The 13,783-nt window shown below is 57.8% G+C and carries 14 protein-coding genes; 5 read left to right on the top strand and 9 right to left on the bottom strand.

Features of this window, described 5'->3' with window-relative positions; translation table 11 throughout:
* Window positions 1-714 precede the first annotated feature (714 nt).
* Window positions 715-1,683, top strand: coding sequence for a DUF932 domain-containing protein (locus tag J7655_RS09965; RefSeq protein ID WP_230927604.1), 969 nt, complete (start codon window positions 715-717; stop codon window positions 1,681-1,683).
* An 86-nt stretch (window positions 1,684-1,769) separates the two neighbouring features.
* Here the strand turns inward: J7655_RS09965 and vapC are convergent, their stop codons facing one another.
* Entirely contained in the window at window positions 1,770-2,174 is a 405-nt protein-coding gene (gene vapC, locus J7655_RS09960; protein ID WP_009408500.1) for a type II toxin-antitoxin system tRNA(fMet)-specific endonuclease VapC, read from the bottom strand.
* The gene (vapB, locus tag J7655_RS09955; protein WP_057391045.1) at window positions 2,174-2,404 is read right to left on the bottom strand and encodes a type II toxin-antitoxin system VapB family antitoxin; all 231 of its coding nucleotides are present in this window, start codon (window positions 2,402-2,404) and stop codon (window positions 2,174-2,176) included. Before vapB ends, vapC begins: the two co-directional genes overlap by 1 nt.
* 156 nt (window positions 2,405-2,560) lie before the next feature.
* On the opposite strand from vapB, the gene J7655_RS09950 reads away from it, so the two are divergent.
* The 4 genes from J7655_RS09950 (at window position 2,561) to J7655_RS09935 (ending at window position 5,267) form a co-directional block, all read left to right on the top strand.
* Window positions 2,561-3,565: a YqaJ viral recombinase family nuclease gene (locus J7655_RS09950; RefSeq protein WP_230927603.1), complete on the top strand. Its 1,005-nt coding sequence runs from the start codon at window positions 2,561-2,563 to the stop codon at window positions 3,563-3,565.
* 90 nt (window positions 3,566-3,655) lie between these two features.
* A complete protein-coding gene (locus tag J7655_RS09945; RefSeq protein ID WP_230927602.1) occupies window positions 3,656-4,606 on the top strand; it encodes a recombination directionality factor in 951 nt (316 codons plus the stop codon).
* Window positions 4,578-5,075 carry a RadC family protein gene (gene radC, locus J7655_RS09940; RefSeq protein ID WP_230927601.1) on the top strand — a complete coding sequence of 166 codons (498 nt, stop codon included), beginning with the start codon at window positions 4,578-4,580 and terminating at the stop codon, window positions 5,073-5,075. Before J7655_RS09945 ends, radC begins: the two co-directional genes overlap by 29 nt.
* A gap of 9 nt (window positions 5,076-5,084) precedes the next feature.
* Window positions 5,085-5,267, top strand: coding sequence for a hypothetical protein (locus J7655_RS09935; protein WP_230927600.1), 183 nt, complete (start codon window positions 5,085-5,087; stop codon window positions 5,265-5,267).
* A 102-nt stretch (window positions 5,268-5,369) separates the two neighbouring features.
* On the opposite strand, the gene J7655_RS09930 is transcribed toward J7655_RS09935, so the two are convergent.
* From J7655_RS09930 to J7655_RS09900, 7 genes are all read right to left on the bottom strand, one after another.
* Window positions 5,370-6,356 (bottom strand): DUF7281 domain-containing protein, encoded by a 987-nt coding sequence (locus J7655_RS09930; protein WP_230927599.1) that lies wholly within the window; start codon window positions 6,354-6,356, stop codon window positions 5,370-5,372.
* Window positions 6,353-9,127, bottom strand: a complete 2,775-nt coding sequence (locus J7655_RS09925; protein WP_230927598.1) for a hypothetical protein — start codon at window positions 9,125-9,127, stop codon at window positions 6,353-6,355. The genes J7655_RS09930 and J7655_RS09925 overlap by 4 nt, the downstream gene beginning before the upstream one ends.
* Window positions 9,124-9,723, bottom strand: a complete 600-nt coding sequence (locus J7655_RS09920) for a condensin complex protein MksE (RefSeq protein WP_230927597.1) — start codon at window positions 9,721-9,723, stop codon at window positions 9,124-9,126. Before J7655_RS09920 ends, J7655_RS09925 begins: the two co-directional genes overlap by 4 nt.
* A complete protein-coding gene (locus J7655_RS09915; protein WP_230927596.1) occupies window positions 9,720-10,964 on the bottom strand; it encodes a hypothetical protein in 1,245 nt (414 codons plus the stop codon). The genes J7655_RS09920 and J7655_RS09915 overlap by 4 nt, the downstream gene beginning before the upstream one ends.
* Window positions 10,965-11,087: 123 nt before the next feature.
* Window positions 11,088-11,780, bottom strand: a complete 693-nt coding sequence (locus J7655_RS09910) for an RNA ligase family protein (protein ID WP_230927595.1) — start codon at window positions 11,778-11,780, stop codon at window positions 11,088-11,090.
* Window positions 11,781-11,791: 11 nt separating this feature from the next.
* Window positions 11,792-12,325 carry a hypothetical protein gene (locus tag J7655_RS09905; protein ID WP_230927594.1) on the bottom strand — a complete coding sequence of 178 codons (534 nt, stop codon included), beginning with the start codon at window positions 12,323-12,325 and terminating at the stop codon, window positions 11,792-11,794.
* The gene (locus J7655_RS09900) at window positions 12,306-13,712 is read right to left on the bottom strand and encodes a DUF3696 domain-containing protein (RefSeq protein ID WP_230927593.1); all 1,407 of its coding nucleotides are present in this window, start codon (window positions 13,710-13,712) and stop codon (window positions 12,306-12,308) included. The genes J7655_RS09905 and J7655_RS09900 overlap by 20 nt, the downstream gene beginning before the upstream one ends.
* Window positions 13,713-13,783 lie beyond the last annotated feature (71 nt).

Here is a 13,783-nt window from a genome sequence, read left to right as displayed (position 1 = left end):
ACAGATCACGATGCTGGGGGTTCGACCGGGTCACTCGCACCGGTATAGCTGAGTCATCTTCAGCATCTTGGTACGAGCGCTTTCATTAAAACCTAAACCAGACGCCCCCCCCCGAAAGGGGCAATTTCAGTCTCGAAACCGGCAATGCGTGAATCTACGCAGTGCAGCGGATACTTCGCTGGCCAACAAGCCGGGAATCATGAACGCTGCTAACACGCTACGCGATTCAAAAATATTTCAGACCTTTATTACCCATGGGAAGACGAGCACTAAAGGCTCGTTTCTACCTCTGGGTATCCTCTTTTGAACAGGAGTCTGAATGATGAGTATTTGCTGTCCTTCCTGCGGTTCTCTTCGAGTTGTAGCGCGCAATCATGGTCGGAAAGTCGGGGGCGCTATTGGTGCCGTTGGCGGCACGGCGAGCGGAGCAGCAGGCGCTATGGCTGGCGCAAAAAGCGGCGCGCTTATAGGTGCTTTCGCTGGCCCCGTGGGTATTACGCTGGGTAGCCTGGCTGGCGCGATTCTGGGCGGCCTGGCAGGTGGAACTGCCGGGGGGCTGGCCGGCGCTAAGATGGGTGAAGAGTTTGACTCTCACGTACTCGACAACTATGAGTGCCATCACTGCGGCACTGCCTTTACACAAAATGAGCGTTGAATTCATCGCGCCGATAAACGAAACGTTATTACGTATACATGCGTAGAAGGAGTATTGTAATGGCTCATCTCGTCGAAACCATGGCCTACGTTGGCGCTACCCCGTGGCACGGCCTGGGCAACAACCTGCCGCAGAAACAGCCCATCGAAGTCTGGCAACGCGAAGCCGGTATGGACTGGCAGATCCTGGAAAGCCCTGTGCACTTCAAGTCGGACGCAATCGGCCATCTGGGCGCGATCCACTCATTCCCCGAGCAGAAGGTGCTCTACCGTTCGGACACCAAGGCACCGCTGTCGGTGGTCTCGCAGCGCTACCACACCGTGCAGCCTCGCGAGGTGCTGGAGTTCTACCGCGATCTAACCGAGGTCTCCGGCTACGAGCTGGAAACCGCTGGCGTGCTCAAGGGTGGTCGCAAGTTCTGGGCGCTGGCGCGTACCGGCCAGGGCGCTGCGCTCAAGGGCAACGACCAAGTGAATGGCTACCTGCTGCTGGCCACTTCCTGCGACGGCACCCTGGCCACCACGGCAACGCCCACCACCATTCGCGTGGTCTGCAACAACACCCTCACCATCGCCCTGGACGGCACCAGCCGTGCGATCAAGGTGCCGCACAGCACCCGCTTCGATGGTGAGCTGGTGAAGAAGCAGCTTGGTGTCGCCGTCTCGCAATGGGACGACTTCATGTACCGCATGCGCCACTTGGCGGAACGCAAGGTGCAGTGGCATGAGGCACTGGGCTTCTTTATGAAAGTGATGTGTGAGACCAGCCCGACCGGTCCGCTTCCTGAACAGCTGCCGAACGAGCGCGCTCTGCGCAAAGTGCAGGAGCTGTACGAAGGCCGTGGCCGGGGCAGCCAGCTGGACTCAGCACGCGGCACTGCCTGGGGCCTGCTCAATGCCGTGACCGAGTACGTCGATCACGAACGCCGGGCGCGCAGCACTGAGTATCGATTGGACTCTGCCTGGTTCGGCCAGGGCGCGCAGATCAAGCAACGCGCGCTTGACGCAGCACTGCAGCTCGCCGCTTAAGCTGGTGCGGCATAAACACAGCCCCTGATCGCCACAAGGGTGATCAGGGGTTGTTCAGCTGCTCTGCATTAAATGATCGCCCTTAATCAGGCGTTCACCCAATCCTCGACGCGCAAACCTGGAACTCGCTCGAACTCACGAAGATTATTCGTGACCAGAATCAGTCCCTGGGCACGTGCGTGTCCTGCAATCATCTGATCATACGGGCCAATAGGCTTGCCGATACGAGCCAGCTCAGCTCGCAATTGCCCGGAATGAGCCGCTGCTTGAGCGTCGTAAGGCAGTACTTCCAGGCGCGCAGCGAAACCCTCAACGTCCGCCAGATTACGCTCGGGATTAGCGGACTTCTCGGCGCCGTAAATAAGCTCCATCAGGGTGACAGTGCTGATGCTAAGCTGCCCTGAATGGCGCTTGAAGGCTTCCCGCACCTGCTCAGGACGATTCTTGATCGTGAAAATGCAGATGTTGGTATCAAGCATGTACTTCAGCATCAGAACGCATCTCGCTCTTGATCTGCAGGCTGCTCGCGATCCGCCATGTAGTCAGCGGTCACACCTTCGCCATCGAACCAGAGGTCCCAGGCCTCGCCTGCCGGCGTGATGATTCGGGCTCGACCAACTACCACTACATCCACCCGCTTCACATCCTCAGGCAGCGCAACCGCCTTGGGCAAACGCACCGCCTGACTGCGGTTGCTCTGAAAAACTGCACCTTGTTCCATGGAAACCTCCTGGGGATATACCTTACGTATAGCCCATTGTGCCAATCAAACGGGATATGTCAACGGCATATCCCTAACTAGCCATCCACCTACCACCATAAACGCCCGGTCAGCCTTGTGCTGGCTGGGCGTTTTTATGCCTGCAGGAGAAACATGATGAAAGCTACTTCATTGAATCGCAGCACCAGCAAATCCCGCCCGGCTCTGCGCCTGGTCAGCACCAAGGAGCTGCCACGTGAGGACTGGCTGCAGATCCGCAAGCAAGGCATCGGTAGTTCAGATGCAGCTGCAGCGGTCGGCCTTAACCCCTACAAGTCGCAGCTGGAACTCTGGATGGAGAAAACCGGTCGCGATGCCGGCATGCCCAAGGCCGACCCGCACGATGAGGAAAGCCCGATGTACTGGGGCAACGTGCTGGAGCCCATCGTGGCCTGGCATTACAGCAAGCGCACCAAGCACAAGGTGCGGCGCATCAACGCCGTACTGCAGCACCCTGATCCGGAGCTGCCCTGGATGCTGGCCAACATCGACCGCGAGGTTGTCGGGGCCGATGGCGTGCAAATCCTCGAATGCAAGACCGCCGGCATAAACGGCGCACGCCTCTGGAAAGAGGGCGTGCCCGAGTACGTGCAACTGCAGGTCATGCACCAGCTCGCCGTCACCGGCAAGCAGGGAGCGGATGTGGCCGTATTGCTGGGCGGCCAGACGCTGGAGATCCACCGTATCGAGCGGGATGAGCAGATGATCGCTCGCCTGATCGAGCTGGAGCGCCAGTTCTGGCACTACGTGGAGACTGATACGCCGCCACCGGCTGATGGCACCGCTTCGGCAGAGTCAGCCCTGCGCTGCCTCTACCCGGAGGACAACGGCCAAGTCGTCGACTTCACCCAGCATGCCGGGCTCAGCGCGGCTTACGTCGAGCTGAAGGCTGTTCGTCAGTCGATTGCCGACAAGGAAAAACGCGAGGCTGAGCTAAAGCAGATGCTGCAGCAGGCCATGGGCGATGCTAGCCGGGCGGAGTTCTCCAACGGTTACATCACCTGGCGCAAGGCCAAAGACAGTGTCGGCTTCGATGTCGCGCAACTGCTCAAAGACAAGCCGCACCTGCAGGCCAAGTACCCACTGCTGAAAACGGGTGCGCGGCGCTTCCTGGTCGGCTAATCCCACCCCGCTCAACCACTCCCTCCCCCTGGCCAGTCCATGCAGTTCGCGCTGCGTGGCTGGCCTTTTTTCGTTTGCAGGAGAACCACCATGCTCAAAGGTTTGGCAATCACCCCGCCCGTGCTCGGACGGATTTCCATCGGTAAAGTCATCGAGAAGAACGGCAAGCGCCTGCCGGAGAAAGATGACCAATTCACCATCACGTCCCAGGTGCAGGGTAAGGACGGCTGGCTGCTGCACCCGCTCAATAACGAGCTGCGTCAGGGCAAGGACGACAAGCTGCGCAGCATTCCGGTACGACTGCTGTTCAACGAACCGGAGCTGAACTTCAGGGCTGACTACACACTGTTCGACCGGCAGTCTGGCCGGCCGCTGTGCGTGGGCAATGGTGAGGCCTGTAAACGCGTTACCCAGGACGGCATGCAGTCACTGCCCTGCCCTTCACCGGACGCCTGTTCACTGGCCAAAGGCGGTGCCTGCAAACCCTATGGTCGGCTGAACGTGCTGATTGGTGATGACGATCCGCTGGGTAGCTTTGTATTCCGCACCACCGGTTTCAACAGCATCCGCACCCTGGTCGCACGCCTGCATTACTTCCAGGCTATTTCTGGCAATCGGCTGGCCTGCCTGCCGCTGGAATTGCGTCTGCGTGGCAAGTCGACTCGGCAGAGCCATGGCACTCCGATCTTCTATACCGACCTGACGGTACGCAGTGGGATGGATATGGCCGAAGCGCTAGTGACCGCCAATGAACTCGATTCGCGGCGGCAAGCTGCAGGCTTCGATCAAGCCGCCTTGGATGAGGCAGCACGACGCGGCTTTGGCAACGGAGCATTCGAAGACAGCGAGGAGGATGCCAGCGCCATCGTGGAAGAGTTCTACCCCGAGGGTGAAGCCCCTGCTGCAGCAACAATTTCGCAACTCAACCCCACCAAACCCAGCCTGACTGAAAAGCTCGATGCACAAGCTGCTCGTCAAACCCCACCCACAGACCGAGACCAAGGAGGCCGCCATGCGCCTGCACAAGCTGAAAGCCAGTGACACGACCGGCACCTACCTGGTCGAGTCGCCGGTGACGGAAAACGACATCCTACTGATGGCCAGGCAACTGGCCAGTCTGCGCCTGCGCAAGGGACGAGCCCTGACATCGCCGAAGGAGGTATTCAGTCACCTGCAGGCGCTGCTGGCTGATTATGAGCACGAGGTGTTCGCACTGCTCATGCTCGACAGCCGGCACCGAGTGATCGCATTTGAGGAAGTGTTTCGCGGCACGCTGGATAGCGCCAGCGTCTACCCACGGGAGGTCGTGAAACTCGCCCTGGAGCACAACGCCGCTGCCCTGATCCTGGTGCACAACCACCCTTCGGGAGACCCTGAGCCCAGCATGGCGGATCGCAATCTCACCACAAAACTGCAGGAGGCACTGAGTCTGGTCGGAGTTAGAACGCTCGATCACATCGTGGTGGGGAACGAAGGCTGCGTGTCACTGGCAGAACTGGGCTACCTGTAAGGAGGCGATATGAAGCTACTGCTACGCACGTTCGCAGCCGCGTTCATGTTTGCCGGGATACTGGCTGGCTGCCTTACGATAATGCTACTGGTGATTCTGATGGTGCGCATCCCACCATTGCTGATCGCTGTACTTATCGCTTGCTGGCTTCTCAGTCGACTACAGAAGTCATCTCAAAAGGTCCTAGAATAAGAAGCTTAACCAGGACGGGTAGCCACGCGGCTATCCGTCCGCAATCATCCGGCCAACTTTCTTTTTTTGGATTGAACTGCAACCGTAGCTCATAGACCACACCTACAAGTCATCCAGATTTACTGGGAGGGCTGTCTCACTTGAACGAGACTTAGCAATTTCGATCAGCTCAAGGTCTTCTGAAAGCATTTTATTCACCGGTTGCTGAGAAATTCCCCGCCGTAAAAACACACTCTCCTGCTCCAATGCCAAGCCCATTCCTTGCAGAGCATCACACAGCTCGGCCAACTCGCTGGGCATGCCCAACGATCGAAGTCGACTTACCGCATCCTGATAGTTCGCTAAGTTGTCCTGCCAAATCCGTTGATTGCCATACAGCCTCAACCGCTCCTGCCAATCCGGCATTAACCAGAGTTTGCACGTGTCCCCAATGAGCTCATAGAGTCGAGCGAAGTTCTGAAGCCCAATACCGTCGTAATCGGGGAAAAGGATTACCTGTGAGGCGCGCGGCCTCTCGACCAACCAATTCAGCATTAGGCTGCTTAGCTGTCCGGAGTAATAGCACAAGGTGCCGCTCGCATCGGCGGGCAGCCAGCTGATATCGTCGAACAGGGCTTGGTTCTCGATCAGCCACAAGGGCGCAGCCGTGTGCCAATCATCGCCGCTCTGCACAGCCAAAGCGGCAGCCCCGCAGGTCTGCGTCAGCTGCGATACATCGAGTAGTTCGCCCTTGCCATCACGCCAGTACTGCCCGTCGTTTACGGCTTTAAGCAGCAGGTACTGTACCGAGTGCCGCGCACTACCACTTTTACTGTCACGGTTCCGCGACATGTTGAGGGCGCGCTGCGGGATCACACTGGCCGCATTTTCCGTGTGTCCCGGCCTTAGCTGAGCAAGGTGGGCCTGAACCTGTTCTAGGGCGGCAATCTGATACAGACTGCCGCGACCACTAACTGACAACCGCACCGCCAGGGTTCTCCGAGCGAACTCCTCCAGCGCTCCGCGCTGGGCAGCTGTCAGTTGGCTGGCAGCCAGCCTACCGCCAGCAACAAGCAGCTTTTCCAGTGCATCGGCCAGTGAACGGCTCACGCACCAGCCCCCGCCACGCACGGCTCCAACTCCTGCCAATTCTTGCGGCTGACGTGATTGTGTCCGCCGTGGCGAGTGATTGGTACGCAGTAACGAACGGTTGCCAGCGGCGCGGGAGAGGCGAAGATAAGCGCAAAACCGAACTCAGCAGCTGTGTCGATCAAACTCGTCTGGTTTGGCCCATCAAGCGCCAGCGCCTCATCCAAGTAGCAGGCAGCCCGAACCGAATAGCGTTTGTCCTGCATCTGGTGCAGTAGCGCCAGCCCCGTTACCAACTTTGCCATCAGCACCGTGCCGTTGGAGGCTGCGCCATCAATATCAGCAAAGGCCTCAGGTTTCTGGCCCTCTTTGCCGACGATGAAGCTCAGACGAAACAGATGCTCAACAGCCAGACCGCCTCGGGCATCACCCTCTCGGATCAGCAGGGCCTTTGCCCGCGTGAGACTCTCATCATCGAGCACACTTCCGTGGTCGAACAGCTCAAAGCTCTGGCCTGAATCCACCTGCTCCGCTGTGTTGATAAGCGCCTCGATCGCCCAGACCAGCTCCCGCTCGTCTTCAGGCTCGATCTTGAATACCGAAAGGTCGGACAACCGACGCCGGCCGATCAGCTGGTTGAATTGGCGCATCTTGGCTTTGAAATCGTTCAGGCTGCCTCGCAATTGCCGCAGGCACGCCGTGACGTTGACCACGGCTGTGCGCGCCTTACGCTCGATGGTCTCAAACTCCTGGGGCAGATGCCGGCCAAACTCGACCATCAGACGGATCTCTTCGTCCGGATCGTCGGCCGTCTGGAACTTGGTCAAACCACCCGCGTGCAGCTCGGCAAGCAGCCCGCGCACATCACTTTCGATGGTCAGCAGCCGGCGGCAGTCCTGCTGATACTCGCGCAGGTGCTCGGCCAGCCGCTCAATTGCCAGCTCTGCAGCACCAACCCACGTGTGATGCGGCTGATCAGCCAGATAGCTGAAGACAGGGTCGCCATCACTGCGCCGATCGCGACCAGTACAGATCTCCCCGTGCTGGCCGTCGAGTTCATCCTGCTGCTTACGTATGCCATCCAGCTGTCCTCGAAGACGCTGCACCTCGGCCTGGACTCCTCTCAGCTTCGCCTCCAAATCAGCCAAGACGCTCCGGCAGTCCAACAGAGATCGCTCGCGTTCAGCTCCGCGCTCGCGCAAGATGGCGAGCTCGTCAAAGGCTTCCAGCTCGCGCTGGGCCTGCTGGTAGTCATGCTCTCGTTCAAGCTTGAGTGCCTCAGCGGCCCGAATTTGCTCCGCAGCCTGTAGCTGCTCATCGACCTGAGCCAGCTGGCGCTGAAGGTCAGACAACTCCTGATCGATTTCTTCAGCGCTGCGCTGACAGTGCTGGTCGGGCAGGTCAGCCAACTGCAGATCCAATCCCGGCAGTTCAAGGCGGCCAGCCTGGCTGAGCCATTTCTCAAGGCTTTGATGCAGTTGCTCGCCGTTGAGACGGAAGCCGCTCTCCGGCAGCGTCATAACCTCCCGTGCGAACAGCCGGTTCAGGGCAGCCAGCTGCTCCGCGTTCAACTCCCGCTGCAGATGCTGATACAGGTTGCCCGCCAGGCTTGCTCTTTCGCGACTGAGCCGCTGCACGTCCTGCGTAACCCTGTTGCGATCGCGAACAATCTCATTGGGGCTTCGACCCTGTACTCCGGCAACGAGCGCAACCTGGGCCTCGTAGGCTGCACGCGCATGCTCGATGCTACGCTCCAGCGTCTCGCGTCGGTCGATCAGCGCGAACCGGCGCTCCAGTTCAGCCTGCCGGTCATCCTCGCGTTTCAGCGCAGCTTCAGTCTGCAGACTGCGCTCACGGGCAGTTGACCACTCTAACCGGTCATGTTGCAGCTGCTCTTCGGCCTGCTCGATGCCGGCGCGGGCCTGTTGCAGGTCAGCTGAGCGAGACTGGTAATAGCTCTGCCAATCCTGTAACGCCCGATCGATCAGCGGCCGGAAGTGAAACAGCTTGCCGCGCAACTGCAAGCGCTCCTCATGCAGCGTTTCGAGGCGGCCGATCCGCTCTAGCTGTTTTAGGGCCGCTTGATATTGCTCACGGTCGGCATTTACATCGGAGAAAGCCTTGTCCCACTCCTGCTTGAAGTCGATGCCCGCGTCCGAAAGATCTCGGTGAAAGATCTGCAATAGGTAGTCCTTCACCTCCTTAGATTGCAGCTTGTCCAAGCGCAGAGTTCGGGTGAGCACCCGCTGGAATACCTCAGCGTGGCGGGCCTGCTCCAGGCGGAAAATTGTGAAGTCACCGTTTTCTCCCCGCACCCGCCGACTGTTGCCATACACCATGCTGGTGAACTCGCTACCGCTATAGCGTTGGGCGAGCAAGCCGCGAGTGGCTAAATGACTCAGCAGCTGCGGTTGTGCCACCAGACAGCCGTCATCGCGCCGGTAGTCATCGAGGTTCAGTTGGCCACGGTAAGCGAAGTATTCGTAGTCGTTGCTGACACCCTTGCCAACACATCCCAGCACCACACTGCCCGACTCAGGAAGCAGCACCTCCAGCAGGATGTAGGCGCTGTTGTTGGGGAAATAGAAGCGCCGACTGCGCTCTACGTCGTAGGCACCAAAGTCCATTCGTCTCCGGTCGATGATCAGCAAGAACTGCAAGGCATTGATCAGACTGGTCTTGCCTGTATTGTTCGGAGCCACCAGCGATACAGACGCATCCAAAGGCAACTCTGCGCGCTCGTAGCCAGCACTGTTAAGCAGCACCAGCCGCTGAAATCCATAATCCATCATGCAGGCTCATCCTCTTCGCTGGTCTCGATGGCCTCGGTCACATCAACACCATCTTCAAGCTCGTCGTTCTGCTCTCCGGCCAGCTTCACAAAATGGTCCAGATACCTCCAGACGGCAGGCAGTAGCCGCCATCCTCCGGCAGCTGACTCAGCAAAACCATATACACAAGCACGATCGAGCAGCCCTACGAGCGACTCTTCCTCTAGCCCCTCGGCCAAAAGCAAGTCATGGCCACGCTCAAGCAGCTTGGCCAGCACAGCGCGGTCAATGATCCAGTCACCGAAGCGGTGCAGGTGCATACCTTCGTCGGCCTTCAACTCGAACAGCAGCATAAAAATCAGCGCCAGCTGGCGTGTGGTGCGGCTGACGTTGCTGCTCGCATTGTCGAAGTGAAACCAGGCAAACCCGCGCCTATCCACGCGCAGTGTGAAGCCAAGACGCCCGAACAGCTCCTGGTACTGCTCCTGCTCTTTCTCGAGCTCAGCCCACAGAACGGGCTCTGCAATGTGATTCAGGTACTTGCCCGCATTGAACAACTCGAACAGCGGGCCAAGGCTCGGCAAACGGTCCAGATGAAGTGTGGCTGCTTGATTCATCGTGCGGGTATTCCATGAGGATAGTGAGTCACGCGCAGCAGATTAAGGTCAGTACTGCGCTTCAGGTCGTCCTGCTGGAACTCCCACTCCGGCTCCCTGACAAGCTCGTGGTAAAGGCGCAGGACAGTGGCATCATCCAGGTAGGCGTAGTTCGTCCGTATCCAGTCAAGCAGGCTAGGCACAGGGCCACTGGCAGCCAGGCGCTCGCGCAGCTCGACACCATCGACGAACTGCAGCTCTGTTGCTGACTCAGCTGGAGCTTCATCGGGGAAGGCCTGACTCACAGGCTCATATGCCAGGCCCTCTGCCATGATGGTGAGTACCTCATCGCCAACCGTTACCCGCCGGGGACGCTCTGCGCGCCACACTGGGAAGTCAGGTTGGCGGAATGTGCGCGACAAGCCGCGCTTGCGCACCTGTCCAAGAAGCTGGCTGACGGCAGCAGACAGGCTGTTATGCCGCCTGAGCTCTTCACGCAATGGTAAAAGCGTATCGCTGCACTGCTTCAGCACCTCCCGGCCAAGCCGACGAAGCTCTTTGACCTGGAAACCGGCCTGACGTACCAGCATACGTAAGGTGTAAAGCGCGCCCTGAACAGCGAGTTTCTCCTGGCAGTAGTCAATCTGCCGTTCTGCATCCTCCAACAATCGGTAAAAGCTGCCCGACGGGCCGCTGTCCATCATTTCCGCCATCGGCTCGATGTAATTATCATAGGCCTGCAGCACTTGACGGTAACGCCGCTCTGCCGGCACATGGGCCTCAGTGCTCTTGGCTTTCTCGGCGATTTCGAGAATGGCGTGGCGATCCTGGTCCAGCTGCTGGGCAATCTGGCGAAACAACTCGGTAAGCTGAACGGCGCACTGGCGCAGCAGATCCAGGTCATTACTCTCGATCGCCTCATTCAGGTGTTCCGTAGCATCGCGAATTCCTTGCACTCGAGCCTGAAGCACTGCAGATAGCCCAAGCTCATGCTCTCTGTTCAGACCACGGACGAATTCAAGCACCAATGGATTGAGCTGTAGGAGCTCATCCCTGGGGAGCACGCGAAGAATTTCGGTGTTGATCAGCGCTCGCAGAACATTCTCACGAGCGTCTCGCGGCATGCTTGGATCAACCTTACTGATCAGCGCCAGCACCTGCTCTGATTCAAATGCTGGAATCTCACGAGTGCGCTGTACCAGCCATTCGACCACCGGCCAGTGGCTATAAAGGGCGAACACCAAAGAGCGTGGGTTAGCCATGGACAATGTTCCTCAATCCTTTGTGAACTGGCCATATCGGCGGGCCGTGTAAATCCGCCCTTAACCACCCAGTTGCGCAAGCCATCGAAAACAGGATCACACACGGCCAGCAACCCTACAGTTTTACTTTTCTATTAAATGCTGCACTCGATTCCACTCGATCGCGCGACGGCGCCAATGCTGCTCGATAGCTTGGGTAAAATCGGCGCGTACCAGCTTCGCGCGAGCTTCACACCAGTCGGCGGATTCGCGGCGGATTACCAGCCCCTCCAACGAACCATCACGATAATGGCTGGGGGTGGTCTGAACCTGCTTAACAAGCTGCTTTACGCTGGTATGTCCAAAGAACACCTTAGGAACAAGCTTTAGGCCTGCCTGCTCGGCTAAAGCATTACGTCTTCTCGAATTCCAGAATTTGCCTTTGTTACGATCATAAACATCGAATACAAGAAACCAGTCGGGCAATGCTACATAGTCCAGCGAGTGGCGCGCCGCACACCACTCACCGAACAGAATCAGCTCGGGGCGCAAGACGGCACGAACCGCTTCGCCGTGTTGCGCTAACCAGGCTTGCAGACGGGAGAATTGGCCGGAGTGCGGATCCTGCAGGTACTGACCGCGGTTCTGCGCCCGCAGCTGCCCATCGTCAGCCAGCGACAGGCCGAGGTTCGCACCGTCCAGCTTTTCCTCCACTAGCACGCTACCCCTCAATAGGGCCTCAGCTTCGACCGGATCAAGCACCTTGTCGTCACGCGGGGTCTCGGTCCCGAGCCAGGTCAGGTGGGGGGTGTGAGGAAAGCGGAAAAACTCACCCATAATCTCGACCCTCAGGGCAATGCAGGCAATTCCTTGCCCGGAAATTTCTTGGCGTAGAAACGACAGGCATCGTCAGGACAGAGAAACTCTACCTTGACGCCTGCAGCGGCCAGAGCCTTCCACCAATCCAGCCATTTGCAATCTGCAGCCTGCCAGATCGATGGCTTGAGTGGATGGGCATTAGCCACCGCAGCGAATTTGCGGTCCGGGGCGTCAAAAATCGCCTGCAAGGCAGCATCCGGAAACTCGACGAACTCGTTCGGTGCCGACTCGGTAATGCTGACCTTTTCAACATTCATAGGTTGGCCGGCATGACGAAGTAGCCACTTGAGAAAGACATCACCAACCCCCTTGGGAGGATTGAGGCTTGTCTTGTGCTGATACTCACCCAGAATCCGATACCCGTCATCCAGCACCACTACATGCTTTCCAGCCTGTACTGCCTGTAAACCCTGAACACACTCGGCAATGCACTCGGGAGATACATCGGCGTGCTTCCGGTTGGCCACCAGTAGCACGTTAGTATCAATCACCAGCCTGGCCATATTCACCGTCCCTGCGTTGCTCCTGCATGCGTTTGACCGCTGCCAAGGTTCGACCGGCGATATCGGCCATCTCATCGCCAAAGAAGTTTTCCGGCCAGTTCTCGATTTCTCCGTAGAGATTGAGCTTCAAAGGCTCCAGTTCGGTCGCCTCGCCGGCTCGGCGGCAAAAATACACCGCTACATCCTCTGGACTCAGCTCGCCTTCGGCAACCCGGCGCTGCAGGCGATTAAGGAAGTGTTCTGAGTGGCTTTCCACGATCAACTGTACGTTGCGTGACTTGCCATTTTCCCTAGCCTGGATCGCAGAGATGAACACATCGGCAAGTTCGGCCTGAACCTGCGGATGCAAGTGAATTTCAGGCTGTTCCATCCAGACGGTCGAGTTGGGTGGGCAATAAAACGCCTGTACCAATGCAGGCAACACTTGCGATACACCAAAACCTACATCAGTTAACTTGACTTCGCTGGCGCTGGAATGAGTCTTGACCAAGACTTCATACTCTTTGCGCCCCTCCGCCACCGACTGAACCTTGAAGCTATCGATAACCCCAAGATCCTCAAGCCACTTGGCAATAAATTCATCAAAGGGCGCATTATGTCTCCTTGGCCCCCGATTTAGCAGTCGCCCCTGCGCGCGCGCAGCGAGAAGCGCCGGGATCGATAGTTCTCCTTTCTGTCCGACACTCTCCGGTGTTTCACCAGACCAGGTGTAAATGCGTCGTGGATACTCACGCAACGGCCCCAGGTAGTAGAGCGCGTTGAGCGCAGCTTCAAGCTGCAAGGCCAGGTCGTTAAGAAAGTCAGCATTCTGAAAGCGTGCTCGACTCTGATCTGAGATTCGGTAAAACTTGTCTGGAGCATCCAGCGGCCAGGCTCGACCGCTGGTACGAACTAACTTGTAATCACCTGCATCCAGATTCCATTTACCTTTTTCATCAAGCGCATACCGCAGAGCCAACTTAGGCGCATGAGACTCTCCAAGCCTGTAGCAAAGTTGATGAACTTGCGGCTGTTCCTGCTTGTCCGCCAGCATGCTGACGTCAATCTGCAGAATATCAGCGGCATATTTGCTATGGCTGAGAGGGTCACGCACTTCAAGACGCTGTTCCGCACGCCACTCCAAGGAAAAGCCCAAAGCCTTTGTCAGATCATGTTCATGAATGCACTCAGCAAAGGTGCCTAAATCAATCGGCGAATTCTCATCACCCAACTGAAGAGGCCGCTTTCGGTCAGCAGACAGAACAGTTTGCTTTAGAGCCAACAGCAAGTGACCGAGGCTACTCTTGCCAGCACTGTTGGCGCCGAAAATCACCGTCAGAGGAGCAAGGCGAATCTCACCAGTATCCTTCCAGGCTTTAAAATTCTGTATACGCAGTGACGTCAACATAAATTCACTCTTTCATTACTGCCACGCCCAAACAAATATCTGGAAATCTAAAGCGTGCAATTAATTTTTTA

This window comes from Pseudomonas wenzhouensis, from assembly GCF_021029445.1.
Lineage (GTDB): Bacteria > Pseudomonadota > Gammaproteobacteria > Pseudomonadales > Pseudomonadaceae > Aquipseudomonas > Aquipseudomonas wenzhouensis.
The sequence above is the reverse complement of the archived record's forward strand: the minus strand, read 5'-3'. Positions and strand labels throughout refer to the sequence as shown.

Bases quoted from the DNA above. Each gene is read 5' to 3' on its own strand.
- J7655_RS09920 (WP_230927597.1), bottom strand. From the start codon at position 9,723: ATGAATCAAGCAGCCACACTTCATCTGGACCGTTTGCCGAGCCTTGGC.
- vapC (WP_009408500.1), bottom strand. From the start codon at position 2,174: ATGCTGAAGTACATGCTTGATACCAACATCTGCATTTTCACGATCAAG.
- J7655_RS09925 (WP_230927598.1), bottom strand. From the start codon at position 9,127: ATGATGGATTATGGATTTCAGCGGCTGGTGCTGCTTAACAGTGCTGGC.
- J7655_RS09935 (WP_230927600.1), top strand. From the start codon at position 5,085: ATGAAGCTACTGCTACGCACGTTCGCAGCCGCGTTCATGTTTGCCGGG.
- J7655_RS09915 (WP_230927596.1), bottom strand. From the start codon at position 10,964: ATGGCTAACCCACGCTCTTTGGTGTTCGCCCTTTATAGCCACTGGCCG.
- J7655_RS09950 (WP_230927603.1), top strand. From the start codon at position 2,561: ATGAAAGCTACTTCATTGAATCGCAGCACCAGCAAATCCCGCCCGGCT.
- vapB (WP_057391045.1), bottom strand. From the start codon at position 2,404: ATGGAACAAGGTGCAGTTTTTCAGAGCAACCGCAGTCAGGCGGTGCGT.
- radC (WP_230927601.1), top strand. From the start codon at position 4,578: ATGCGCCTGCACAAGCTGAAAGCCAGTGACACGACCGGCACCTACCTG.
- J7655_RS09905 (WP_230927594.1), bottom strand. From the start codon at position 12,325: ATGGCCAGGCTGGTGATTGATACTAACGTGCTACTGGTGGCCAACCGG.
- J7655_RS09965 (WP_230927604.1), top strand. From the start codon at position 715: ATGGCTCATCTCGTCGAAACCATGGCCTACGTTGGCGCTACCCCGTGG.
- J7655_RS09900 (WP_230927593.1), bottom strand. From the start codon at position 13,712: ATGTTGACGTCACTGCGTATACAGAATTTTAAAGCCTGGAAGGATACT.
- J7655_RS09910 (WP_230927595.1), bottom strand. From the start codon at position 11,780: ATGGGTGAGTTTTTCCGCTTTCCTCACACCCCCCACCTGACCTGGCTC.
- J7655_RS09945 (WP_230927602.1), top strand. From the start codon at position 3,656: ATGCTCAAAGGTTTGGCAATCACCCCGCCCGTGCTCGGACGGATTTCC.